The 24535-nt window shown below is 58.5% G+C and carries 22 protein-coding genes; 5 read left to right on the top strand and 17 right to left on the bottom strand.

Annotation, left to right across the window (positions count from 1 at the left end):
• Positions 1-62: 62 nt before the first annotated feature.
• The 7 genes from recX to mltB all read right to left on the bottom strand — a co-directional run bounded on the left by recX (position 63) and on the right by mltB (position 6134).
• Positions 63-563: a recombination regulator RecX gene (gene recX / locus H7R76_RS05750; protein WP_106928307.1), complete on the bottom strand. Its 501-nt coding sequence runs from the start codon at positions 561-563 to the stop codon at positions 63-65.
• Between the two features lie 70 nt (positions 564-633).
• The gene (gene recA / locus H7R76_RS05745; RefSeq protein ID WP_182930144.1) at positions 634-1692 is read right to left on the bottom strand and encodes a recombinase RecA; all 1059 of its coding nucleotides are present in this window, start codon (positions 1690-1692) and stop codon (positions 634-636) included.
• Positions 1693-1772: 80 nt separating this feature from the next.
• Entirely contained in the window at positions 1773-2270 is a 498-nt protein-coding gene (gene pncC / locus H7R76_RS05740) for a nicotinamide-nucleotide amidase (RefSeq protein ID WP_106928303.1), read from the bottom strand.
• A gap of 139 nt (positions 2271-2409) precedes the next feature.
• Positions 2410-3288 (bottom strand): metal ABC transporter substrate-binding protein, encoded by an 879-nt coding sequence (locus H7R76_RS05735; protein ID WP_106928301.1) that lies wholly within the window; start codon positions 3286-3288, stop codon positions 2410-2412.
• An 18-nt stretch (positions 3289-3306) separates the two neighbouring features.
• Complete coding sequence (locus H7R76_RS05730) at positions 3307-4161, bottom strand: metal ABC transporter permease (protein WP_182967202.1); 855 nt, start codon at positions 4159-4161, stop codon at positions 3307-3309.
• Positions 4158-4856, bottom strand: coding sequence for a metal ABC transporter ATP-binding protein (locus tag H7R76_RS05725; RefSeq protein WP_420258461.1), 699 nt, complete (start codon positions 4854-4856; stop codon positions 4158-4160). Before H7R76_RS05725 ends, H7R76_RS05730 begins: the two co-directional genes overlap by 4 nt.
• Positions 4857-5063: 207 nt before the next feature.
• A complete protein-coding gene (mltB, locus tag H7R76_RS05720; RefSeq protein WP_106928295.1) occupies positions 5064-6134 on the bottom strand; it encodes a lytic murein transglycosylase B in 1071 nt (356 codons plus the stop codon).
• Positions 6135-6335: 201 nt separating this feature from the next.
• Between mltB and gutQ the strand changes: the two genes are divergently transcribed.
• Complete coding sequence (gene gutQ / locus H7R76_RS05715) at positions 6336-7301, top strand: arabinose-5-phosphate isomerase GutQ (RefSeq protein WP_106928293.1); 966 nt, start codon at positions 6336-6338, stop codon at positions 7299-7301.
• Here the strand turns inward: gutQ and norR are convergent.
• Positions 7298-8815, bottom strand: a complete 1518-nt coding sequence (norR, locus tag H7R76_RS05710) for a nitric oxide reductase transcriptional regulator NorR (RefSeq protein WP_182930140.1) — start codon at positions 8813-8815, stop codon at positions 7298-7300. The genes gutQ and norR overlap by 4 nt on opposite strands.
• A 187-nt stretch (positions 8816-9002) precedes the next feature.
• Between norR and norV the strand changes: the two genes are divergently transcribed.
• Positions 9003-10451: an anaerobic nitric oxide reductase flavorubredoxin gene (norV, locus tag H7R76_RS05705; protein WP_106928289.1), complete on the top strand. Its 1449-nt coding sequence runs from the start codon at positions 9003-9005 to the stop codon at positions 10449-10451.
• The gene (gene norW, locus H7R76_RS05700) at positions 10448-11581 is read left to right on the top strand and encodes an NADH:flavorubredoxin reductase NorW (protein WP_182967199.1); all 1134 of its coding nucleotides are present in this window, start codon (positions 10448-10450) and stop codon (positions 11579-11581) included. Before norV ends, norW begins: the two co-directional genes overlap by 4 nt.
• 212 nt (positions 11582-11793) lie before the next feature.
• Here the strand turns inward: norW and H7R76_RS05695 are convergent, their stop codons facing one another.
• From H7R76_RS05695 to H7R76_RS05675, 5 genes are all read right to left on the bottom strand, one after another.
• The gene (locus tag H7R76_RS05695) at positions 11794-12810 is read right to left on the bottom strand and encodes a HoxN/HupN/NixA family nickel/cobalt transporter (protein ID WP_106928285.1); all 1017 of its coding nucleotides are present in this window, start codon (positions 12808-12810) and stop codon (positions 11794-11796) included.
• An 11-nt stretch (positions 12811-12821) separates the two neighbouring features.
• Positions 12822-15047: a carbamoyltransferase HypF gene (gene hypF / locus H7R76_RS05690; RefSeq protein ID WP_182967196.1), complete on the bottom strand. Its 2226-nt coding sequence runs from the start codon at positions 15045-15047 to the stop codon at positions 12822-12824.
• A 6-nt stretch (positions 15048-15053) separates the two neighbouring features.
• Positions 15054-17204 carry a formate dehydrogenase subunit alpha gene (gene fdhF / locus H7R76_RS05685; RefSeq protein WP_106928281.1) on the bottom strand — a complete coding sequence of 717 codons (2151 nt, stop codon included), beginning with the start codon at positions 17202-17204 and terminating at the stop codon, positions 15054-15056.
• 37 nt (positions 17205-17241) lie between these two features.
• Positions 17242-17787, bottom strand: a complete 546-nt coding sequence (gene hydN / locus H7R76_RS05680) for an electron transport protein HydN (RefSeq protein ID WP_106928279.1) — start codon at positions 17785-17787, stop codon at positions 17242-17244.
• 144 nt (positions 17788-17931) lie between these two features.
• The gene (locus tag H7R76_RS05675) at positions 17932-18945 is read right to left on the bottom strand and encodes a LacI family DNA-binding transcriptional regulator (RefSeq protein WP_106928277.1); all 1014 of its coding nucleotides are present in this window, start codon (positions 18943-18945) and stop codon (positions 17932-17934) included.
• Between the two features lie 262 nt (positions 18946-19207).
• Here H7R76_RS05675 and ascF point away from each other — a divergent pair, with 262 nt between their 5' ends.
• Together ascF and H7R76_RS05665 are read left to right on the top strand one after the other, a co-directional pair.
• The gene (ascF, locus tag H7R76_RS05670) at positions 19208-20659 is read left to right on the top strand and encodes a PTS cellobiose/arbutin/salicin transporter subunit IIBC (protein ID WP_106928276.1); all 1452 of its coding nucleotides are present in this window, start codon (positions 19208-19210) and stop codon (positions 20657-20659) included.
• A 21-nt stretch (positions 20660-20680) separates the two neighbouring features.
• Complete coding sequence (locus H7R76_RS05665) at positions 20681-22105, top strand: 6-phospho-beta-glucosidase (RefSeq protein ID WP_182967194.1); 1425 nt, start codon at positions 20681-20683, stop codon at positions 22103-22105.
• 99 nt (positions 22106-22204) lie between these two features.
• Here H7R76_RS05665 and hycI read toward each other — a convergent pair whose 3' ends face one another.
• Genes hycI through H7R76_RS05645 form a run of 4 tightly spaced genes read right to left on the bottom strand, consistent with a single transcriptional unit; the run spans position 22205 to position 24393 of the window.
• The gene (gene hycI, locus H7R76_RS05660) at positions 22205-22684 is read right to left on the bottom strand and encodes a hydrogenase maturation peptidase HycI (RefSeq protein ID WP_106928272.1); all 480 of its coding nucleotides are present in this window, start codon (positions 22682-22684) and stop codon (positions 22205-22207) included.
• The gene (locus tag H7R76_RS05655; RefSeq protein ID WP_106928271.1) at positions 22677-23087 is read right to left on the bottom strand and encodes a formate hydrogenlyase maturation HycH family protein; all 411 of its coding nucleotides are present in this window, start codon (positions 23085-23087) and stop codon (positions 22677-22679) included. Before H7R76_RS05655 ends, hycI begins: the two co-directional genes overlap by 8 nt.
• A complete protein-coding gene (locus H7R76_RS05650) occupies positions 23084-23851 on the bottom strand; it encodes an NADH-quinone oxidoreductase subunit B family protein (RefSeq protein ID WP_106928269.1) in 768 nt (255 codons plus the stop codon). The genes H7R76_RS05655 and H7R76_RS05650 overlap by 4 nt, the downstream gene beginning before the upstream one ends.
• A complete protein-coding gene (locus H7R76_RS05645) occupies positions 23851-24393 on the bottom strand; it encodes a formate hydrogenlyase complex iron-sulfur subunit (RefSeq protein ID WP_106928267.1) in 543 nt (180 codons plus the stop codon). The genes H7R76_RS05650 and H7R76_RS05645 overlap by 1 nt, the downstream gene beginning before the upstream one ends.
• Positions 24394-24535: the final 142 nt, after the last annotated feature.

The following is a 24535-nucleotide window of genomic DNA, read 5'->3' as shown; positions in this document are numbered from 1 at the left end:
CAAACGGAAAAAGTGGGAATAAGATAAGTTTTCTTTAAAGGGAAGTAAAATCCCGAGTGCGGTCAATCAGCAAAATTTCGCCATATTTCCTGGATATCTTCCATAAGGTAGCCGCGGTAGAGCAAAAAACGCTGGATTTTAACCTTCTCGGCAAACAGCGTCGGCAACGGATCGCCGTATTTTCGCTGCGCCTGTTCGCGCGCAAGCATCCCCCAGTCGATCTCGCATTCCCGCATCGCCTGTTCGATATCGTGACGGTTTATCCCTTTTTGCCCCAGCTCCTGGCGAATGCGCGCCGGGCCATAGCCTTTACGGCTACGGCTGGCGAGAAACTGCCGCACAAACCGGAGATCGTCCAGATAGCGGTTTTCAAAGCACCAGGCAATCACCTTTTCAACATCTTCCGGCGGCGCGTCAACGGCTTCCGGGCCATTTTTGGTCATCACCGGAGCGGTCAGCTTGCGCCGCAGCTCCTGCTCACTGTGGTCACGCATCGCCAGAATGCGGATTGCGCGGTCCAGCAGACGGGCATAGGCGGAGCGGCGCGGTGAGTTTTCGGTCATCGTTTTTCTGCCATTGTGATAAATGCAAAAAGGGCTGCATCAGCAGCCCTTCGTCTTCGTTCTGAGGTTATCAGAAGTCTTCGTTGGTTTCTTCAACGTTGTTGTTATCAACAACGAAGTCAGGTTTATCGTCCTGGTTATTGAGCAGCAGTTCGCGTACCTTCTTCTCAATTTCTTTCGCCGCAGCCGGGTTTTCTTTCAGCCAGGAGATCGCGTTCGCTTTGCCCTGACCGATTTTATCGCCGTTGTAGCTATACCAGGCACCTGCTTTTTCAATCAGCTTCTCTTTCACGCCGAGATCGACCAGTTCGCCGAAGAAGTTGATGCCTTCGCCGTAGAGGATCTGGAATTCAGCCTGTTTGAACGGCGCCGCAATTTTGTTCTTCACAACCTTCACGCGGGTTTCGCTGCCGACAACGTTGTCGCCCTCTTTCACCGCGCCGATACGACGGATATCAAGACGTACGGAAGCGTAGAACTTCAGCGCGTTACCACCGGTGGTGGTTTCTGGGTTACCGAACATCACGCCGATTTTCATACGGATCTGGTTGATGAAGATAAGCAGGGTGTTGGACTGCTTCAGGTTACCCGCCAGCTTACGCATCGCCTGGCTCATCATACGTGCCGCGAGGCCCATGTGAGAGTCGCCGATTTCGCCTTCGATTTCCGCTTTCGGCGTCAGCGCCGCGACGGAGTCGACCACGATAACGTCTACTGCACCGGAACGTGCCAGCGCGTCACAGATCTCCAGCGCCTGTTCGCCGGTATCCGGCTGGGAGCACAGCAGGTTGTCGATATCGACGCCCAGCTTGCGCGCATAAACCGGGTCCAGCGCGTGTTCAGCATCGATGAACGCACAGGTTTTACCTTCACGCTGAGCTGCGGCGATAACCTGCAGCGTCAGGGTCGTTTTACCGGAGGATTCAGGACCGTAGATTTCGACGATACGGCCCATTGGCAGGCCGCCTGCGCCCAGCGCGATATCCAGTGACAGCGAACCGGTGGAGATGGTTTCCACATCCATGGTACGGTCTTCACCCAGACGCATGATGGAGCCTTTACCGAATTGCTTTTCGATCTGGCCCAGCGCTGCCGCCAACGCTTTCTGTTTGTTTTCGTCGATAGCCATTATTACTCCTGTCATACCGGATGAAACCGGATAGTGAATTCTGTTCTGTTGAGGCAATTATACTGTATGGTCATACAGTATCAAGTATTTTGTAGAAATTGTTGCCAGAGGAGTTTTAGCGCGAAAGCCGTCGCCTGTCGGCGCACTGATTCACGGTCGCCGGAGAAACATTCACACTGGGTCACCCCCTGCCCGCTGGCGCTGGCAACGCCAAACCACACGGTGCCTACCGGTTTTTCCGCGCTGCCGCCGTCCGGCCCGGCAATGCCGCTAACCGAGACCGCAAAGTCTGCTCGTGCCGCGCGCAGCGCGCCAATTGCCATTTCGACGACCACGGGCTCGCTAACCGCACCGTTCTGTTCCAGCGTCACTTCCCGCACGCCGATCATCTGCGATTTAGCCTCATTGCTGTAGGTGACAAAACCGCGTTCAAACCATGCGGAACTGCCCGCTACGTCGGTGATGGTTTTGGCAATCCAGCCGCCGGTGCAGGACTCGGCGGTGGTCATCGTCGCGCCGCGCGCTTTCAGCGCCAGGCCGACCTGCTCGCTCAGCTGCAGTAATTCTGAATCTGTCATTGTCGCTCCGCTTAAGCCAGATAAAGAGGCCATCAAAGATAGCACTTTCAGCACAGATATGGGGATGGGGTGGCGATTTTACGAGGGGCATTCCGAAATTGCATCGCCCCGACGACGTCGGGGCGAAACGGCGAGAAATTTAGCGCATGCTGGCGGCAATCAACTGGACATTATGACGCAACATTTTCACGTAGCTGTCTGCCACGCCGCCGGGCTTTGACAGCGCTTCGGGATAAAGTTCGCCACCCGGCTGCGACCCCGTGGCCGTGGCGATCTGTTGCACCAGACGCGGATCGAGCTGGTTTTCCATAAACCAGGTGTGCACGCCGTCGGCCTGAATCTGCTTAATCAGCGCCGCAACCTGCGCCGCGCTGGCCTCGCTTTCCGACGACAGCCCCTGCGGAGCCAGGAAGGTCACGCCGTAGGCGCGGGAGAAATAACCGAAAGCATCGTGGCTGGTTAAGACTTTACGTTTCGCCTGCGGAATGCCGTCGAACTGTTTTTTCGCCCAATCATGCACTTCGTTCAGTTGCCCGATATAACGCTCGCCGGAGGCTTTTAGCGCCGCGCTATCCTGGGGGTCGGCCTTGATCAACCCGTTCATGATGTTTTGCGCATACAGCGCGCCGTTAGCCGCGCTGTTCCAGGCATGCGGGTCGGTCACTATTTTTCCATCCTCATCCAGCGTGTGCGTCTTCACGCCGGTTGATGCAACCACCAGCTCCCCTTTAAAGCCAGAGGCTTTAATTAACCGGTCGATCCACCCCTCGAGCCCCAGCCCGTTCACCACCACCACATCCGCCTTGCTGAGCAGCGCGCTGTCTTTCGGCGACGGCTCAAAGGTATGCGGGTCGCCGTCCGGACCAACCAGCGTGTCGACATGTACGTGCTCGCCGCCAATTTGCTGCACCATATCACCCAGCACGGAAAAACTGCTGACCACGTTCAGCGTTTTCGCCATTACCCCCTGCGCCGTTAGCCCGAGCGCCAGCGCCAGAATCACCCCAATACGCTTCATGTTTTCCCCTTATCGTCTTCAATTTCGCCAGCTGACGGTCAGCCGACTACGCTTGCCAAAAAATACCGAAACCAAAAAAACGCCGCTGGCGGTCAGCACAATCGACGGTCCAGCGGGGAGATTAGCCGCCCACGACAGGCTCAATCCCATCCACGCACAGACGCTGCCCATCAGCGCCGCCAGCAGTAAAATCCCCGGCAGCGTTTGCGCCCAACAGCATGCAGCCACGGCAGGCAGCATCATCACGCCCACGGCCATCAGCGTACCGAGTACCTGAAAACCGGCGACCAGGTTAAGCACCAGCAGCGCCAGGAACAGCCCATGAAGCACAATCGGCAGCCAGCGTGCATTGACCTGTAGCCAGGCGCTGTCAAAGGCTTCGCTCACCAGCCCACGATAAAACAGCGCGATACAGATAAGCGTCAGGCTGGCAACGCCCGCCACAAACAGGGCTGCGTTGCTGTCCACCGCCAGTATTGAGCCAAAAAGCAGGTGCAGCAGGTCGACGTTAGAACCGCGCAGCGAGACCAGCGTGACGCCCAGCGCCAGCGAGCCAAGATAGAACCCGGCAAAACTGGCGTCCTCCTTTAACGGCGTTCGGCGGCTCGCCCAGCCGGCAATCAGCGCCACCGCTATTCCGGCGATAAAACCGCCGACGGTCATCGCCAGCAGCGACATGCCGTTCACCAAATACCCCACCGCCACGCCCGGCAGAATGGCATGCGACAGCGCATCGCCCATTAAGCTCATGCGCCTTAGCAGCAGAAAAACGCCGAGCACGGTGGTACTCAACGACAGCGCCAGGCAGACCACCAGCGCACGGCGCATAAAGCCAAACTCAATAAAGGGTTGAAAAAAGGTATGCCAGATCATGCGCGCCTCACCGATTCAAACGCGGGCAATACATCATGGGTATGCCCCCAGCAGGCGTTGTTTTCCGCCAGCAGCAGCGTTTGCGGGAAGTAATCAGCCACCCGCTGGTTATCGTGCAGCACCGCCAGCACGGTCTGCCCCTGCTGATGCATTTCCTCAATCACCCCCATCAAATCAAACGTGGTCGCTTCATCAATGCCGGTAAACGGCTCGTCCAGCATGACCAGCGGCGCGCGTTGCACCAGTACGCGGGCGAACAGCATGCGCTGAAACTGACCGCCGGAGAGGGACTCAATCGGTGCGGTGGCCATGGCCGCCAGCCCAACCCGCGCCAGCGCGGCCTGGATGCGGCGCCGTACGTCGCGGCCAATTCCGCGCAGCAGCGAAATCCGCGGCCAGGCTCCCTGGCTGACGACATCAATCACCGTCAGCGGGAACTGCGACTCCAGCGCGTGACGCTGCGCCAGCCAGCCGATCGTTGGCCGCGACGGCGTCCAGCGCATAACGCCGCTGACCGGCGGAATAAATCCGGCCAGCGTTTTTAACAGGGTAGATTTGCCGCAGCCGTTCAGACCGACAATGGCCGTCATGCTGCCCTTGTGAATCATGCCGCTGAGAGCAGGCGTCATCGCCCGCCCTTCATAGCCGACAACGAGGTTATCGAGTTCAATCATGGCAGCGCGACCGCCCACCATACCGCCAGCCACAGCGCAGCCAGCAGCATCCCCGCCAGCCAAAGCCGCGCGCCGGCGGAAGCCATAAAAACAGGAGTCAAAATCTTCGCCTCATAATTTGATGTTATAACATAACAATATAGAATGAGCGCTACGATGTAAACGGCTGGAAATGATGCAAGATGTAACTGACACCTCTCCGGACGGAGAGGTGCAGGAGAGGAAAGATTACTGCGCGCGAGCCTGAGACACCGCCAGGCCTAGCTGCCACACCGCCATAGCGTAGTGGGTGCTGTGGTTATAGCGCGTGATGGTGTAGAAGTTCGGTAAGCCGTACCAGTACTGATAGCCAGTACCGATATCCAACCGCAGCAGGCTGGCCTGCTGGTGGTTACCTAAAGGCTGCATCGGCGTCAGGCCAGCCGCCGCCAGCTGCGATACGCTGTATTTGGTTTTAAAGCCGTTGTCCAGGCCCGGCGCCTGACCCATCGCCTGTACGGCCACCGCATCGCCGCTCACCCAGCCATGCTGCTTGAAGTAGTTTGCCACGCTACCGATGGCATCTTCAGGGTCCCACAGGTTGATATGGCCATCACCGTTGAAGTCGACGGCGAACTCCTTATAGGACGACGGCATAAACTGTCCGTAGCCCATCGCACCAGCGAACGAGCCTTTCAGATCCAGCGGATCGTCTTGTTCATCACGCGCCATCAGCAGGAAGGTTTCCAGCTCGCCGGAGAAGTACGCCGCGCGGCGCGGGTAGTTGAAGGAGAGCGTCGCCAGCGCATCAAGAATGCGGGTTTTACCCATTACACGGCCCCAGCGGGTTTCAACGCCAATGATACCGACGATGATCTCAGGCGGCACGCCGTACACCTGCTGCGCGCGCTGTAACGCGCCTTGATACTGGTTCCAGAACGCCACGCCGTTCTGCACGTTATCCGGGGTAATAAACTGTTTGCGATAGCGCAACCACGCACCGTTCGGCCCGGTCGGCGGCAGACCGGTCGGCGCCTGTCGGTCCATCAGGCGCAGAACATAGTCCAGACGTTTCGCCTGAGAGAGAATTTCGTGCAGCTGCTGTCGGTCAAAGCCGTGCTTGCTCACCATCTTGTCGATGAACTGCTCCGCCGCCGGATTATTGGCAAAGTCGCCGCTCGGCATCATGGCATTATGCTGGGGTTCAAGAAGGAAACCGCCGGAGGTTTGTGCCGGTGATTCAGCCGTTTTCGGTTTGCTGCTACAGGCAGCGAGCAGGACACACAGGGGGAGTAAAGCCAGAACGCGACGCTTCAACATGGGACTTCCATTTAACAATATCAGCAAGAGTTAAATATGGTAAAGCATCCGCCGCGCTGCAAGGAAGCGCCTTCGCATCCGGCGGGGAAAAAAATCGCCGCCGTCGAACAATCATGATGCAATCGATGATCTCAACGGCCGGAATGTTTTATCATCGCCGCGCAAAACGGACCGTGTACGCGCTAATTATCGGAGAAAGTCATGAGTGATTTTTTGTTAGACGCCGGGCGTAAGGCCCTGTTACTGGAACTACAGGAAGCCAGCCGCCTGCCCGATCGCCTCGACGATACCTTTGTTCAGGCGGCAAAAGCCATTCTCGGCTGCCAGGGTAAACTGATCGTTTCCGGAATGGGCAAATCCGGCCATATTGGCAAAAAGCTGGCCGCCACCTTTGCCAGCACCGGCACCCCGGCTTTCTTCGTCCACCCTGCAGAAGCACTGCACGGCGACCTGGGTATGGTTGAAAGTCGCGACGTCATGCTGTTTATCTCCTACTCCGGCAGCGCCAAAGAACTCGACTACATTATTCCGCGCCTCAAAGAGAAAGCCGTTACGCTGCTGGCGATGACCGGCAAAGCCAATTCACCACTGGCGCTAGCCGCCGACGCGGTGCTGGATATCTCCGTCGAACGCGAAGCCTGTCCAATGCACCTGGCGCCGACGTCCAGCACCGTCAACACCCTGATGATGGGCGATGCGCTGGCGATTGCCGTTATGCAGGCGCGCGGCTTTAGTGAAGAAGATTTTGCCCGCTCGCATCCGGCCGGCGCGCTCGGCGCGCGTCTGCTTAATCGCGTGCACCACCTGATGCGCAAAGAGGCTGATATTCCCCAGGTCAACGTGCATGCCAGCGTGATGGACGCCATGCTTGAACTGAGCCGCACCGGTATGGGGATGGTGGCGGTGTGCGATGATGTTTTGCAGGTTCACGGCGTGTTTACCGACGGCGACCTGCGCCGCTGGCTGGTGGGCGGCGGTTCACTGGCCGATAGCGTCAACGAGGCGATGACCAAAGGCGGCGTAACGATTCACGACCAGGCGCGCGCGATCGACGCCAAAGAAAAGCTGATGAAACTGAAAATCAGCGCCGCCCCGGTGGTGGACGAAGAACACCGTCTGGTCGGCGCAATTAACCTGCAAAACTTCTATCAGGCCGGGATCCTTTAATCCTTCAGGCCCAGACGCTTCGCCAGCCGATGCAGGTTGGCGACGTCTGTCTCCAGCGCTCTGGCGCTGGCCGCCCAGTTATTCTGATGCGCCGACAGCGCCTGGCGAATCATCTGCCGCTGAAAATGCTCGGTCGCATCGCGCAGGTTTTGCACCGTTGGCGCAACCGGCATTGTTTCAACAACCGACGTATGCGCGCCTTCCTGTAAGGCAAAATGCGGCGCCTCCAGCACCACTTCACCGCTGCTGCGGGTCGCCCGCGCCAGCACCACCGCGCGATGTACCGCATGTTCCAGCTCGCGTACGTTTCCTGGCCAACCATAGTTTTGCAGATGCGCACGCGCTCCGTCGCTCAACACTACGCGGGAAAGGCCCAGCCGCAATCGGCACTGTTCGCAAAAATAGCCCGCCAGCAGCAGCACATCGTCGCCACGCTCGCGCAGCGGCGGTACGGAAAGCGGAAACACGCTCAAACGATGGAACAGGTCGGCGCGGAAGTGACCGGCCAGCACCTCTTCACGCAGATCGCGGTTGGTCGCCGCCAGCACGCGCACGTCAACCCGCAGGCTTCGGTCATCGCCCACTCGCTGAATATCGCCATACTGCAACACGCGCAGCAGCTTGGCCTGTAGCGCCAGCGACAGCTCGCCAATTTCATCTAAAAACAGCGTGCCGTTATCGGCCATTTCAAACTTGCCGCTGCGGTTGCTGATGGCGCCGGTAAACGCGCCTTTAACATGACCAAACAGCTCGCTTTCGGCCACGCTCTCCGGCAGCGCGGCGCAGTTGAGGTACACCAGTGGGCTGACCGCGCGCGGTGAACCTTCATGAATCGCTTTCGCTACCAGCTCCTTCCCGGTGCCGGTCTCACCGCTGATCAGCACGTTAAGATCAGAGGCAGCAACAATCTCAATCTCTTTTTTGAGCTGCATCATGCCCGGCGACAGGCCAATCATCTGCGTCTCTTTTACCTGCTCAAAATCGCCCGGCGTACCCGGTAACATGTTCTGGCTTTCGAGCTGTTCAATCAGCAGCGCGTTACTCAGCGCACCGGCCGCCAGCGCAGCAATCAGCCTGAGCTCTTCATCGCTGAAGATGTCGAACTGATCCGGTGACATACCGTCGAGCGTCAGCGCACCAATCAGGTTCTGCCCGGCAAATAGCGGCAGACCAACGCAGGCGTGCACTTTGAGGCTCTCCTGGCCGGGGATCAGCCCGTCGTAGGGATCGGGCAGCGAGCTGTCCGCCGGGAAACGCACGACGTCCCCCGCACGAGCAATCGCCTCTAACCGCGGGTGGCCCTCCAGCGTAAAGCGCCTGCCCAGCACATCTTTGGCCAGGCCATCAATGGCCAGAGGAATAAACTGCCGCGCTTCATAGCGCAGCAGCGCCGATGCATCGCACTCCAGCACCTGGCGCAGCGTGGTAATCAGCCGCTGGAAGCGATCCTGATGGCCAACACCGCGCTGCAGTTCAATGGCAATACCGGCCAGTACGTCAACGGAAAAACTCATCGCTACCTCACTGTCATTTTGACAATGCATCATGTCATATTGACAATTTAATGCATAGTCATTTTGACTAACAAAAAAGAGGTATAAATAAATTAAACCATAAAAATCAATAAATTAAAAAGTTGGCACGCAACCTGCAATTAGCAATACATCTTTTTTGAAAAACGCTGAATTAATTGAGGTTGCTATGTCTATTCTGGTTAAAAATAACATTCATTGGGTTGGCCAACGTGACTGGGAAGTGCGCGATTTCCACGGGACGGAATACAAAACGCTGCGCGGCAGCAGCTACAACAGCTACCTGATTCGCGAAGGCAAAAACGTCCTGATCGATACCGTTGACCATAAATTCAGCCGTGAATTCGTCCAGAACCTGCGCAGCGAAATCGACCTTGCCGATATCGACTACATCATTATTAACCACGCGGAAGAGGACCACGCCGGTGCGCTGACCGAGCTGATGTCGCAAATCCCGGACACCCCCATTTACTGCACCGCCAACGCCATTGACTCCATCAACGGTCACCACCATCATCCGGAATGGAACTTCAACGTGGTCAAAACCGGTGACAGCCTGGACATCGGCAACGGTAAACAGCTGATCTTCGTCGAAACCCCGATGCTGCACTGGCCGGACAGCATGATGACCTACATGACCGGCGACGCCGTGCTGTTCAGTAACGACGCCTTCGGCCAGCACTACTGCGACGAACGCCTGTTCAACGACGAAGTTGACCAGACCGAGCTGTTCGAACAGTGCCAGCGCTACTACGCCAATATCCTGACGCCGTTCAGCCGTCTGGTGACGCCAAAAATCACCGAGATCCTCGGCTTCAACCTGCCGGTCGATATGATTGCCACCTCCCACGGCGTGGTATGGCGCGACAACCCGACGCAGATCGTTGAGCTGTACCTGAAATGGGCGGCGGATTATCAGGAAGACCGCATCACCATCTTCTATGACACCATGTCCAATAACACCCGCATGATGGCGGATGCGATTGCCCAAGGGATCAACGAAGTCGACCCGAACGTGGCGGTAAAAATCTTTAACGTCGCCCGCAGTGATAAAAATGAAATTCTGACCAACGTTTTCCGTTCTAAAGGGGTTCTGGTCGGCACCTCCACCATGAACAACGTGATGATGCCGAAAATTGCCGGCCTGGTGGAAGAGATGACCGGTCTGCGCTTCCGTAACAAACGCGCCAGCGCCTTTGGGTCTCACGGCTGGAGCGGTGGTGCGGTCGACCGTCTGTCCACCCGTTTGCAGGATGCCGGTTTCGAGATGTCGCTGAGCCTGAAGGCGAAATGGCGACCGGACCTGGATGCGCTGGAGCTGTGCCGCCAGCACGGTCGTGAAATCGCCCGTCAATGGGCGCTGGGTCCGCTGCCGGAAATGACCGCCGCTTCCACCAGCGCAAAAGAAGCGTGCGCCTGTGCCGCAGCAGCAGCAGCCGACCTCGGCCCAAGCATGCAGTGCAGCGTGTGTCAGTGGATCTACGACCCAGCCAAAGGCGAACCGAATCAGGACGTCCAGCCTGGCACCCCGTGGAGCGACGTTCCGGATAACTTCCTGTGCCCGGAATGTTCATTAGGCAAAGACGTCTTCGACGTACTGGCAACGGAGGCAAAATGACTCATGGCATTGTGATCGTTGGCTCGGGCTTCGCCGCCCGCCAACTGGTGAAAAACATCCGTAAACAGGATGCGAGCGTCAGACTGACGCTCATCGCCGCCGACAGCATCGACGAGTACAACAAACCGGATCTGAGCCACGTGGTCAGCCGGGGGCAAACGGCCGCCGACCTCACGCTGCAAACCGCCGGCGAGTTTGCCGAGCAGTACAACCTGAATCTGTTTCCGCAGACCTGGGTGAGCGGAATTGATGCCGAGGCCCATACGGTGAAGAGCCAGAATCAGGTCTGGCAGTACGATAAACTGGTCCTCGCCACCGGCGCCTCGGCAATGGTACCGCCGGTACCGGGCAAAGAGCTGATGCTGACCCTTAACAGCCAGCAGGAGTTCGGGGCCGCACAGAGCACCCTGCGCGATGCACAGCGGGTGCTGATTATTGGCGGCGGTTTGATCGGCAGCGAGCTGGCGATGGATTTCTGCCGCGCCGGTAAAGCCGTTACCGTCGTCGACAGCTCAGCCAGCATTCTGGCGTCGCTGATGCCGCCGGAAGTCAGCAGCCGCCTGCAGCATCGCCTGACCGACATGGGGATCCATCTGCTGCTGAAAACCCAGCTACAGTCGCTGGAACAAACCGCCACCGGCATTCGTGCCAGCTTCGATCGCGATCGCCACATTGAAGTCGATGCCGTTGTGGCCGCCGCCGGCCTGCGCCCGGAAACGGCGCTGGCCCGCATGGCGGGTCTGGAGATTAACCGCGGCGTGAAGGTCGACGGTACGCTGCGCACCAGCAATCCGGATATCTACGCGCTGGGCGACTGCGCCGAGATTAACGGGGCGGTAATGCCATTCCTGCAGCCGATTTTAATGAGCGCCATGTGCCTGGCGAAAAACCTGCTCGGTCAGTCCGGGGAGCTGAAGCTGCCAAACATGTTGGTAAAGGTGAAAACGCCGGATCTGCCGCTGCATCTGGCCGGTGAAACCCGCCGTCAGGATTTGAACTGGCAGATCGAAACCCGCGCCGACGGTATGCTGGCGCAGGGCTACGATGCCGACCAAAAATTACGAGCGTTCGTGGTCAGTGAAGAGAGAATGAAGGAAGCGTTTGGGTTGTTGAAGCTGCTCGCCAGCTAAGCACGAGCAGCTTGCCGGATGACGGCGTAAACGCCTTATCCGGCCTACCAGCCCAGCACCTGTAGGCCTGATAAGCGTAGCGCCATCAGGCACCTCGCGGCAAATTGCCGGATGGCGGCGTAAACGCCTTATCCGGCCTACCAACCCCGCACCTGTAGGCCTGATAAGCGTAGCGCCATCAGGCACCACGTGGCAGATTGCCGGATGGCGCCCTACCGCACCACCAGCGCGTCATAGTTGCGCCAGCGATAGTTCACCATCGACACCAGCCAGCACAGGGCGAACAGCCCAATCACCACAAACCCCGCATTACCGAGGTTATCGCTCAGCACGGCAACGTCATTCCACAGGCCGCCGGTCAGCCCGAACTTATCCATAATCAGCCCCAGCGCTTCCAGCCCGCCAATAAACAGCGCCACCACCACAGAAGCACCGGTAATGGTCATATTGTAGTAAAGCTTACGCTGCGGCTTATTGAAGGCCCAACCATAGGCGCCGACCATCAGAATATTGTCCAGCGTATCCACCAGCGCCATACCGCTGGCAAACAGTGCCGGGAATACCATAATCGACCACATCGACATCCCGCTGGAGGCGCTGGCGGCAGAGATACCCAGTACGCCAATTTCGGTCGCTGTATCAAAGCCCAGGCCAAACAGGAAGCCGACCAGGTACATATGCCAGCTTTTGCCAATCAGCCGGAAGGTACGGCTGAATAGCGCGTTCATCAACCCACCGGAGATCGGCGCGTCAGCGGAAACCGATTCCCCTTTCTTCAGCGCCTGGAAGCTGCGCCACACGCCGCGCAAAATCACCAGGTTCACCAGCGCCATCGCCAGCAGGAACACGGCGGAGACGGCGGTACCAATAATGCTGCCGGTGTCGTGGAACCAGCCCATCTTATGCTGGAAGGCCGTCGCCGTCGCGGCAATCGCCACTGACGCTAACACCACAATCGAGGAGTGCCCCAGCGAGAACCAGGCGCCGACGCCAAACGGACGTTTGCCCTGCTGCATCATTTTGCGGGTGACGTTATCAATGGCCGCAATATGGTCTGCATCGACCGCATGGCGCAGGCCGTAGCCCCACGCCAGCAGGCTGGCGGCCATCAGCGCGCCGTTATGACCAAATGCTTGCCATGCCCAACCCCAGGCCAGTAAGTTCGCCATCACCAAAGCCAGCACCAGCAGCGACGCACGCGGCTGTTGACGAAGAACATTCCACAACATGAATTACTCCTTTAAATCAGATGACGAGCCGCCGCAATCACGGCCTGTCCGTATGAAATTGCTCCGTCCCCGGCGGGTAACCGCTTCGGAAAAAGCAAAGTGAAATCGTGTAAATAGTGCATCAGCCGCGCACGCAGCAGCGCGTTGTGCAGCACGCCGCCGCCGAAGGCCAGGGTGGAGACGCCTGCCTGCCGCGCGTGATGGCGCATCAGCTCGGCGATGCCCTGCGCCAGCGCGTCGTGAAAGGCCCACGCTTTTTGTGCAGGCGTCGCCTGCCAGCGCAGCCAGGTTTCCCAGAACGACGCAAGATCGAGATAGCGCTCGCGTACCGGCATCGTGACCGGGTGGCGAATACCGTCACAGACCGCGGCCAGCGCTTCAAGCCGGCATGCTGCTTCGCCTTCATAGCTCAGCGTCTGCGGCGCACAGCCCAGCGCGCAGGCCACGGCGTCAAACAGTCGACCACAGGAAGAGGCCTGCGGGCTATTGATCCCGCGCGCCATAGCCTGCTTCAGCAGCGGCCAGTTTTGTTGCTGTAAAGTCCGGGTTTCGCTGAAAGACAACCAGTCAGGCACAAACGCCAGGCATTGAGCCAGCAGGTTACGCCACGGCTGCTTCGCCGCCAGATCGCCCCCCGGCAGCGCTACCGGCGGCAGACCGCCGAGATGTTCGCATTCCCGGTAGCTCACGCGCAGGCACTCGCCGCCCCACAGCGCGCCGTTTTCCCCCATGCCGATGCCATCGAGCGCCATCGCAATCACTTCTCCGCCGTCAAGCGGCCAGTCGTGCTCCGCCAGGCAGGCGGCAATATGCGCGTGATGATGCAACACGCGCTGTACCGGTAGCGGGCTGTGTTCGGCCCAGTGTGACGAGCGGTAGCCATCATGCGCGTCAGCCACAACCGCCTGCGGCGTAAAATCATAGATGGCCTGCATCAGGCCCAGCGCCTGCCGCCACTGGCTTTCTACGCCGTCGTCTGTCAGATCGCCAAAGTGCTGGCTCACCACCGCCTGGTCACCGCGCACCAGGCAGAAAGTATTTTTCATGTCTGCGCCAAGACACAGCATGGGCGGCACGTCGCGAAAGCCCGGCGGCAGCGGCAGCGCGTCCGGCACAAAGCCACGTGAACGGCGCAGCATTTCGCCGCTCTGACGCACCACGGAGTCATCCATACGCTGCACGATATCGCGGTTGTGCAGCAGAAAACCGTCGGCAATGTCCGCCAGATCCGCCAGCGCCTGCGCGTTACTCAGCGCCGGTGGTTTGCCGCTCAGATTGCCGGAGGTCATCACCAGCGGGCGATCCGCGCCCTGTATCAGCAGGTGCTGAAGTGGGTTGGCGGGCAGCATCACACCCACCTCGGCAAGCGCTGGCGCAATGGCCTCGCAAAGCTGCGCCACGCGGGCTTTATCGACCAGCACAATCGGCGCGGCGGGCGTTTGCAGCAGCGAGCGGGCATCCATCGGCAGCGCATCGGCGTTTGCTAGCATCACCGCCAGCGGTTTCGCCGGGCGACGTTTTCGTTCGCGCAGTCGGGCTACGGCCTCGCCGTTTGTGGCATCACAGGCCAGATGAAAACCGCCAATGCCCTTTACCGCCACGATGCCGCCGGCCTTCAGCAGCGCGATGGCGGCGGTCAGCGCGGCCTCTTTCTGCTCGCGCTGGTTGCCGCTGTGCCACGTCAGCCAAGGCCCGCATTCCGCGCAGGCCACCGGCTGGGCGTGAAAGCGCCGATCGTAAGGGTTGCGATACTCCGCCGCGCACTGCGGGCAAAGCGGAAATGCCGCCATCACCGTGAAAGGTCGGTCATATGGCATGGCGTTGATAATGGTAAAGCGCGGCCCGCAGTGGGTGCAGTTAATAAACGGATAGCGGTAGCGCCGCTGCTGCGGGTCGTTCATTTCCGCCAGACAGGCTGGACAGGTTGCGGCATCCGGCACGATTTGCGTGCTCATCGCCCCCGCGCCGCTCTGACGGATAGTAAATTCGCTGGGTAAGGTCGGCCACGCAAAGGGCTCGACCTGGGTACTGTCGATGCGTGCAAGCGGCGGACAGTGCTGGTACAGCGCGGCGATAAAATCGACTTCATCGCCGTACAGGCGCAGCAGTACGCCCGCGCCGTCATTACAGACATCGCCCAGGCAGCCGCGCTGCTGCGCCAGCTGCCACACAAAGGGCCGGAAGCCCACGCCCTGTACTTTTCCGCAAATGCGGATCTGCACACCGTTCGCACGCATAGTGATTTACCCGTGTACCGCCGCTTTCAGACGCATTTTCATCGACTGATAGCTTTGTAACGCATGATTTTCAGCCCAGTGTTGATCCTCAATCGCTTCCACTTTTACCGCGCAGTACTTGGTTTCCGGCGTTTTGGAAATCGGGTCGAGATTGTCCTGGGTCAGTTCGTTGCAGGCGCCAATCCACCATTGGTAGGTCATGTATACGCTGCCTTGGTTGATACGTTCGCTGACGTTAGCGCGGGTGATAACTTTGCCACGGCGTGAAGAAACCCAGACCAGCTGTTTGTCCTGCACGTTCAGCAGTGCGGCATCCTGCGGGTTAATCTGCACGAAGCCAGGTTCATCGGCCAGCGACTGCAGCGCTGCGCAGTTACCGGTCATCGAGCGGCAAGAGTAGTGCCCCACCTCACGCACCGTACACAGCACCAGCGGGAATTCGGCGTCCGGGCTTTCCGCAGGCGCACGCCACGGCGCGGCAAACAGATGGCCCTTACCGTCCGGCGTGGCAAACGCGTTGCCTTCATAGAGGTATGGCGTACCGGGATGGTCCAGCGTCGGGCAAGGCCACTGCACGTGGCCCATGTCACCCATTTTTTCGTAGGTCACACCGTAGAACAGCGGGCACAGCTCGCGCATTTCGTCCCAAATCTGCTGGTTATTGTCATAGTGCATCGGATAGCCCATTTCGGTGGCGATCAGGCTGATAATGTCCCAGTCACGCTTCACGTTATAGGTCGGTTCGATGGCTTTTTCGAAACGCTGGAAGCCGCGGTCAGCACAGGTAAAGACGCCGCCGTGTTCGCCCCAGGAGGTCGCTGGCAGCAGCACGTCCGCCTGTTCGGCGGTTTTGGTCATAAAGATGTCCTGCACCACCACGAAATCGAGCGCCTCAAACCCTTTGCGCACCAGGCCCAGATCGGCCTCCGTTTGCAGCGGATCTTCGCCCATGATGTAGTAGGCTTTGACCTTCCCTTCGAGCGCCAGGTGCGGGACTTCGGTAATGCGTACGCCGACTTTGTCATCCATTACGCTGGCATCAATGCCCCACGCCTTGGCGAACTTCGCGCGTACCTGCGGGTCAACCACATCCTGATAGCCGGGGAACTGGTTTGGCAGCACGCCCATATCACAGGCGCCCTGTACGTTGTTCTGTCCACGCACCGGGCCCACGCCAACGGCTTCGCGCCCGAGGTTACCGGTCAGCAGCGCCAGGCTTGCCAGCCCTTTCACCACGTCAACCGCCTGACCAAACTGGGTCACGCCCATCCCCCACATAATGGTCGCCGACGGTGCCGCCGCATAGGTGCGCATCGCCTGACGTACCTGTGCAGCAGGAATGCCGGTCAGCGATTCCACCGCTTCCGGCGCGTAGTCTTTCACCACTTCACGCATCTCTTCCAACCCGGTGGTGTAGCGGGCGACGTATTCTTTGTCGTACAGCTCTTCTTCCAGCAGCACGTGGGCAAACGCGTTCACCAGCGCCATGTTGCTGCCGTTACGCATCTGTAAGTGCTGATCGGCAATGCGCGCGGTTTCAATTTTGCGCGGATCGCAGACGATAATTTTGGCCCCTTTCTCTTTGGCCTTAATAACCCGACGCGCCACGATCGGGTGCGAGTCAGCGCAGTTGTAGCCAAAGACCAGCAGGCAGCGGGAGTTTTCAATATCGCCGATGCTGTTACTCATCGCGCCGTTGCCCAGTACGTCCTGTAAACCTGCGACGGATGGGCCGTGGCACACGCGGGCGCAGCAGTCGACGTTATTGGTATGCAGCACGCCGCGGGCGAATTTTTGCATCACATAGTTGGTTTCATTGCCGGTACCGCGCGATGACCCGGTAGTCATAATGGCGCGCGGGCCGAATTCAGCTTTAATGTCGCCAAGGCGCTTCGCGGTGTAACGAATCGCTTCATCCCAGCTCACGGGGGTCAATTTGCCGCCCTTCTCATAGCGGATCATCGGCTGCGTTAAGCGAGGCGTCAGCAGCTGGGTGTCGTTAAGGAAGTCCCAGCCGTAGTAGCCTTTCAGGCACAGCTCGTTCTGGTTGGTTTGGCCGTTGGCGGCTTCGGCACGAATAATTTTACCGTTGTCGACAACCAGTTTCAGTTTGCAACCCGCGCCACAATAAGGGCATACGCTCGTGATTTTTTTCATCAGTAACAGACCTGTTAAAAGAGAAATCTAAGGATGATTAAAGAGAGATAGACGCGGCGCTTTCCAGCGCGGCGCGACGGCGTTTTTCCGCGCTCAGCTGTTCCAGCTTGTCGCGGTCAACGCAAAACAGCGCGTGTGTCGGGCACGCTTCCATACAGGCAGGGCCGGCTTCACGATGGAAACAGAGGTCGCATTTATTGGCTTCCGCTTTTTCCGCGCGTACCTTCAGGCCCGCGCCGCTGTCGCGAACGACCGGACGCACCACCACTTCCATGGCGCCGTACGGGCAGGCCACCACACAGGTTTTACAGCCGATGCAGCGCTCCTGCATGACGTGAATAAACCCTTTGTCGCGAATGATAGCGCCGTTCGGACAGACGTTGGCGCACGGCGCGTCTTCGCACTGACGGCAGGCGGTGGCGGTCGATACATCCACGCCTTTGATAACGTGAATACGGGGCAGGAAAGACTGTGGCGTCAGTGCGGCGCAGTCCTGGTCCTGCTGGTGAGAAACAACGCAGGCGACTTCGCACGTACGACAGCCAATACATTTACTCGCATCAGCGATGATGAAACGGTTCATCAACTTCTCCAGCTATGACAGTGATTGCGCGGGAGGATGCATTATTCGAGCCAACTTTTACAAAGTTGATTTTTAAGGATATTTTTTAGATTAACCGTGAAGATTCGCTGTCATCGTCACTAATGACGATGACAGCTGACGACGCTAGCGGTGGGGACCCGCCGCGATGGAGTCACGGGCGATCAGTTCACCGGGGAAGGTTTGCTGGTATTTAAAATCGCCGCCGTCGAGCATAAAAATAAGCCGGTGGATGGTCTCTTTAATCATCTCCGTCACCGGAATACGTACGCTTGAAAGTGACGGAACCATATAGGGTGCCAATGTGATATCGTCGAAGCCAATCACCGACACCTGCTGTGGCACCGCGATATCGCGATCGTGGAGGCGCTTGATTGCTCCCACAGCCATATCATCGTTACTTGCCACCAGCGCACTAAACGGCACCTGCCGCGTCAGCAGCGTGTCAACGCCCGCGGCACCGGTGGCCGGCGTCCATTTACCTTCAACAATCAGCGCGTCACGCACCGCAATGCCGTGCTGAGCCAACGCGTCTTTGTAACCCGAGAGGCGCTCAATGCCGGTTGGCGAATCGAGCGAGCCGGTAATAAACGCAATATCGCGATGGCCCAGCGCGATTAAGCGCTCCACCGCCATCTGGCTGGCATTTTTTTGATCGCAATAGACACAGTGGCTGCTGTTGCGCCGCAGCCGACGGTTAATCACCAGCACCGGCTGGGGCTGCTGCTCAATCATGTCGTCAATTTCGTCGACGCTTAAAAAACGCGGATAAATAATAATGCCGTCGCAGCGCAGGTCGAGCAGATACTGAATGGCCTCCCGCTCTTCCTCCGCGCTGTGCTTGCCGTCCGCCAGCACCAGCCGTCGCCCCTGATCTTCCGTCATGCTTGCCGCGTGGTACAACAGTTCACTGAAGTACACGCCGTGATAAAGGGTATTGGTGACCACCAGCCCCAGCGTCTGCGTCTTTTTCGTCGCCAGGTTACGCGCCAGCAGATTCGGCCGGTAGCCGCTCTCTTCAATGGCCAGAAACACCCGATCTTTTGTTTCCTGGCTGACGTAACCGTTGCCCGATAGCACCCGCGATACGGTGGCTTTCGATACGCCCGCCCGTCGTGCCACCTCTAGCATCGTCGTCATCGTTGTTCCTTTAAGAAATGATCTGTCAGCAGTGTACTTCACCGTCTGAGGATTTTCAGCAACGGCAAAACCGCGGCAAAAGGGGTCTTCGCGCTTTCATGTGATCGGTTTCACGAATTAATTAAAAACAAAAATTAGATCTTGCTGCAACAAAATAAACACAAGATGATTATGTGGAACCGGTTTCCTATACAACGTTTCATCGCCGACCAGCCTCGGCCGATGCGCGACAAGTACCCTACTGATAAAACAGGATTTTCCGATGGCTAAAAATTATGCGGCTCTGGCGCAATCCGTGGTGAACGCGCTGGGCGGCGTGGATAATATCGCCGCCGTCACGCACTGCATGACCCGTCTGCGCTTCGTGCTCAAAGACGATTCGCAGGTTGATAGCGCCACGCTTAAAGGCATCAGCGGCGTGATGGGCGTGGTACGTACCGACAGCCAGTGCCAGGTGATCATTGGCAACACCGTCTCGCAGGCCTACCGCGAAGTGGTCAGCCTGCTGCCCGGCGATCTTCAGCCAGCCGTTCCGGTCGGGAAGCCCAAACTCACCTTCAAGCGCGTCGGCGCGGGAATACTCGACGCGCTGATCGGCACCATGTCTCCGCTGATCCCGGCGATTATCGGTGGATCGATGGTCAAACTGCTGGCCATGATCCTCGAAATGACCGGCGTGCTGTCGAAAGGTGCGCCAACGCTGACCATTCTGACCGCGATCGGCGACGGCGCGTTCTTCTTCCTTCCGCTGATGGTCGCCGCCTCGGCGGCGGTAAAATTCAAAACCAATATGTCGCTGGCAATTGCTATCGCCGGGGTGCTGGTGCATCCCAGCTTTATTGAGCTGATGGCAAAGGCCGCCCAGGGCGAGCACGTTGAGTTCGCTTTTATTCCGGTGACGGCGGTGAAATACACCTACACAGTGATACCGGCGCTGGTGATGACCTGGTGCCTGTCTTATATCGAACGCTGGGTCGATCGGATCACACCGGCAGTCACCAAAAACTTCCTGAAACCCATGCTGATCGTGCTGATTGCCGCCCCGCTGGCGATCGTCCTGATCGGCCCGATTGGCATCTGGATCGGTAGCGCTATCTCCGCGCTGGTGTACACCATTCACGGCTATCTGGGCTGGCTGTCTGTCGCCATTATGGGCGCCCTGTGGCCGCTGCTGGTGATGACCGGGATGCACCGCGTGTTTACCCCCACCATAATTCAGACCATCGCCGAAACCGGCAAAGAAGGGATGGTGATGCCGTCAGAAATCGGCGCTAACCTGTCGCTCGGCGGCTCGTCACTGGCGGTCGCATGGAAAACAAAAAACCCGGAGCTGCGCCAGACCGCGCTGGCGGCAGCGGCTTCGGCGATTCTTGCCGGTATCTCTGAACCGGCGCTGTACGGGGTGGCGGTTCGCCTGAAACGCCCATTAATCGCCAGCCTGATTAGCGGCTTTATCTGCGGCGCCGTCGCCGGTATCGCCGGTCTGGCGAGCCATTCAATGGCCGCACCGGGTCTGTTCACCAGCGTACAGTTCTTCGATCCCGCCAATCCGATGACTATCGTATGGGTGTTTGGCGTCATGGCGCTGGCGGTGGTGCTGTCGTTCGTGCTGACGCTGATCCTCGGCTTTGAGGATATTCCGGTAGAGGATGCCGCCGCCGATGCGCGTCAACGCCAGGCAACCGCCCCGGCCGCCGCGGCCCGCGTGGCATAATTTTTAATAGCGAGGTAACGCATGTCGACATTTCCGCAAGGATTTCTCTGGGGCGGCGCCATTGCCGCCAACCAGGCCGAAGGGGCCTATCTGGAAGGCGGTAAAGGCCTGACAACCGTGGATATGATTCCGCACGGCGCCAACCGTCTGCCGGTCAAACTCGGCCAGGAAAAACGCTTTGCGTTGCGCGATGACGAGTTCTATCCAAGCCATCAGGCCATCGATTTCTATCATCGCTACAAAGAAGATATTGCCCTCATGGCAGAGATGGGCTTTGGCGTATTCCGTACCTCCATTGCCTGGAGCCGTCTGTACCCCAACGGCGATGAACTGACGCCAAATGAGGAAGGTATCGCCTTTTACCGCGACCTGTTCCGCGAGTGCAAAAAATACGGTATCGAGCCGCTGGTCACCCTGTGCCACTTTGATGTTCCGATGCATCTGGTGACCGAATACGGTTCGTGGCGTAATCGCAAAATGGTGGCGTTTTTCACCCGCTATGCGCGCACCTGCTTTGAGGCGTTCGACGGGCTGGTGAAATACTGGCTGACCTTCAATGAAATCAACATCATGCTCCACAGCCCGTTCTCCGGCGCCGGGCTGGTGTTTGAAGAGGGGGAAAACCAGGATCAGGTGAAATACCAGGCCGCGCATCACGAACTGGTGGCCAGCGCATTGGCCACCCAAATTGCCCACGAGGTCAACCCGCAAAACCAGGTCGGCTGTATGCTGGCGGGCGGTAACTTCTACCCGTACTCCTGTAAGCCTGAAGACGTGTGGGCAGCGCTGGAGAAAGATCGCGAGAACCTGTTCTTTATCGATGTACAGGCGCGCGGCGCGTACCCGGCCTATTCCGCCCGCGTTTTCCGCGAGAAAGGCGTCACCATCGCGAAAGAAGCGGGAGACGACGAGGCGCTGAAGCACACCGTCGATTTCGTGTCGTTTAGCTACTACGCCTCGCGCTGCGCCTCGGCGGAGATGAACGCCAACAACACCAACGCGGCAAACATAGTCAAGTCACTGAAAAACCCGTACGTCGAGGCCAGTGAATGGGGCTGGGGCATCGACCCGCTCGGCCTGCGAATTACCATGAACATGATGTATGACCGCTACCAGAAGCCGCTGTTCCTGGTGGAAAACGGCCTGGGCGCCAAGGACGTGGTCAACGCCGACGGGCAGATCGACGACGATTACCGCATCAGCTATCTGCGCGAACATATCCGCGCAATGGGTGACGCCATTGAAGACGGCGTACCGCTGATGGGCTACACCACCTGGGGCTGTATTGACCTGGTGGCAGCCTCTACGGGGGAGATGAGCAAGCGCTATGGGTTTGTCTACGTTGACCGCGACGATGCGGGGAACGGCACGCTGGCGCGGACGCGTAAAAAGTCGTTCTGGTGGTATAAGAAGGTGATTGCCAGCAACGGGGAAGATTTGGCGTAAAAATAGGGTGCCGGATGGCGGCGTTGCCTTATCCGGCCTACCAGAAACGTGCCGTACGTAGGCCGGATAAGCGAAGCGCCACCCGGCATCACAAACGGATCAACACGACTCGTCGTCCTCAGCCTCTAACTGCGCAAACCCGCCGTTCTCCTGCCAGTTTTCCAGCCGCTGATACACCACCTCAACCGCGTCTTTAATGGCCTGAGTCATTGGGTAATAAAAGCCCACGATATCCGGCTGAATGCCGAGGAAAATCACCTCGCCCACGTCGTCTTTCAGCTGATCGACCAGATAGTTCAGCGGCATATTGTGGGTGGTCATCATAAACATCTCGGCGATGTCGTCCGGATCGATAATACGTATTTCGCCCGGATTCAGCCCCATATCGGTAGCGTCAACAATCAGCAGACGTGCAGGGTTCAGCTCGCGAATCGCCACGATGTCATTTTCCGGCGCACTGCCGCCGTCAATCACGACCCACGCCCCTTTCGGCTGGGCGGCGCACATTTCAGCGAGCAGCGGACCGGCGCCGTCATCGCCCATCATGCTATTGCCAACACAGAGTAAAACGTCAGTCACGGAGCCTCCTGACCATCAGGTAGATGGCGCTTTCTTGATAAATGGCATGCAGCATATTGAGCATCGCTTCGCTCCACGCCTGCTGTTCCGGCGTCTGGCGTGCGCGCGCTTTGTCAAACGCGTTGGCCAGCATCGACACGTGGTTACTGTCGATAACAATTTCGCCGTATTTCGGCACCCCTTCCATTTTCCGCCGCGCCGTACTGCCCTCTTCCAGCGTAGCTATCCACGCCCGATAGTCATCCCACGGGCAGGTCAGCGCGGCTTCCAGGCAATCGATGACCCCAAGGTGGTGGCCAATCGCCAGGCTGTAATAGACAACCTGCTGCGCCTCGGAAGGCGTTGCATCGTTCTCATCAATGAATTTACGGCTCAGTTGACTGAACACCACCTGTTCGCTCATCGAATTCGCGCTCCTTCTACCACATGGCCCAGCTGCGTGACGATTTCCGTCAGACGCGGATCGTTTTCTGCCTCCAGCCACTGCTGAACCCGCTCGTCACCCTGCCCCAAATGCAGCATATAGTCGTCCGCAATCTGACGACCGTAGCGGTAGCCCGCCAGGCGACGCGCGGCGCGGTCAACCTGAACGCGCAGCGGCTGCACCATATCCGGATGGAGGATTTCGGCAGGCTGGGCATCCAGCTCGCCCGGCGCGCGGGCATGGATTTTCTGCTCCAGCAGACCCAGCGCCATGGCAAAGCCGTACAGCGTAGCGGCAGGCGTTGGCGGGCAGCCGGGGATGTACACGTCGACCGGCACGATTTTGTCGGTGCCGCCCCAGACGCAGTACAAGTCGTGGAAGATACCGCCGCTGTTACCGCAGGCTCCGTAAGAGATACAGATTTTCGGGTCCGGCGCAGACTGCCAGGCGCGCAGCGCCGGTGAGCGCATAGCGCGCGTCACCGCACCGGTAAACAGCAGAATGTCGGCGTGGCGCGGCGATGGCACCACTTTAATGCCAAAACGTTCAGCATCAAACAGCGGTGACAGCGTGGCGAAAATTTCGATTTCGCAGCCGTTGCAGCCGCCGCAGTCGACGCGGTAAACGTAGGCGGAACGCTTAATGTTTTTTAGCAGCGACGCTTTCATGCTGGCGATAGATTCGTCTACCGTCATCGGCACTGGCATGCCGTTATCGTCGCGTGGCCCGATTAAGTTGCTCATCAGATGGCCTCTTTCATGTGGCGAGTCAGGTCAATACGATCGGAGGGCACCAGACATTTCTGACGCTTACATTCCGGGCAGGTTTCAAAGCTTTCACGGTGGTGTTCCGCGCGGCTGTCACCGTTGTGCTTGAGAATTTCAATCGCGTAATCAATCTCTTTTTGCACCGCAAACGGACGCTGACACACGCGGCAGTTGCAGATATCGAAGCGAGACTGCTGGAGGAAATCTTCTTTTTTCCACACCGCCAGCTCATATTCCTGAGACAGCTTGATCGCCGCGGTCGGGCACACTTCCTCACAGCGACCGCAGAAAATGCAGCGACCGAGGTTGAACTGCCACGCCAGCTGATTGGCGGCGAGATCGGTTTCCACCGTCAGCGCGTTCGACGGGCAGGCGTTGACGCACGCCGCGCAGCCGACGCACTGCTGCGGGTTGTGTTCCGGTTTGCCGCGGAAGTTTTTATCCACCGGCATCGCTTCCAGCGGATAAGACGAGGTGGTCACGCCGGTTTTAATGGCTTTTTTAATAAAGGTAAACATAGTTGCTCCCGGATGCGTGCGGGGTTTTACCCTCACCCTAGCCCTCTCCCTGAAAGGGAGAGGGAACAGATCGGCGTTGTCAGTGAATACGCACGCGATCTGTCCTTCCCCCTCGCTCCTTTGGGGAGAGGGTCGGGGTGAG

The sequence above is a fragment of the Klebsiella sp. WP8-S18-ESBL-06 genome (assembly GCF_014169755.1).
GTDB classification, from domain to species: Bacteria; Pseudomonadota; Gammaproteobacteria; order Enterobacterales; family Enterobacteriaceae; genus Kluyvera; species Kluyvera ascorbata_B.
Note: the sequence above shows the minus strand (reverse complement) of the source record. Positions and strands in the feature narration are given on the sequence as shown.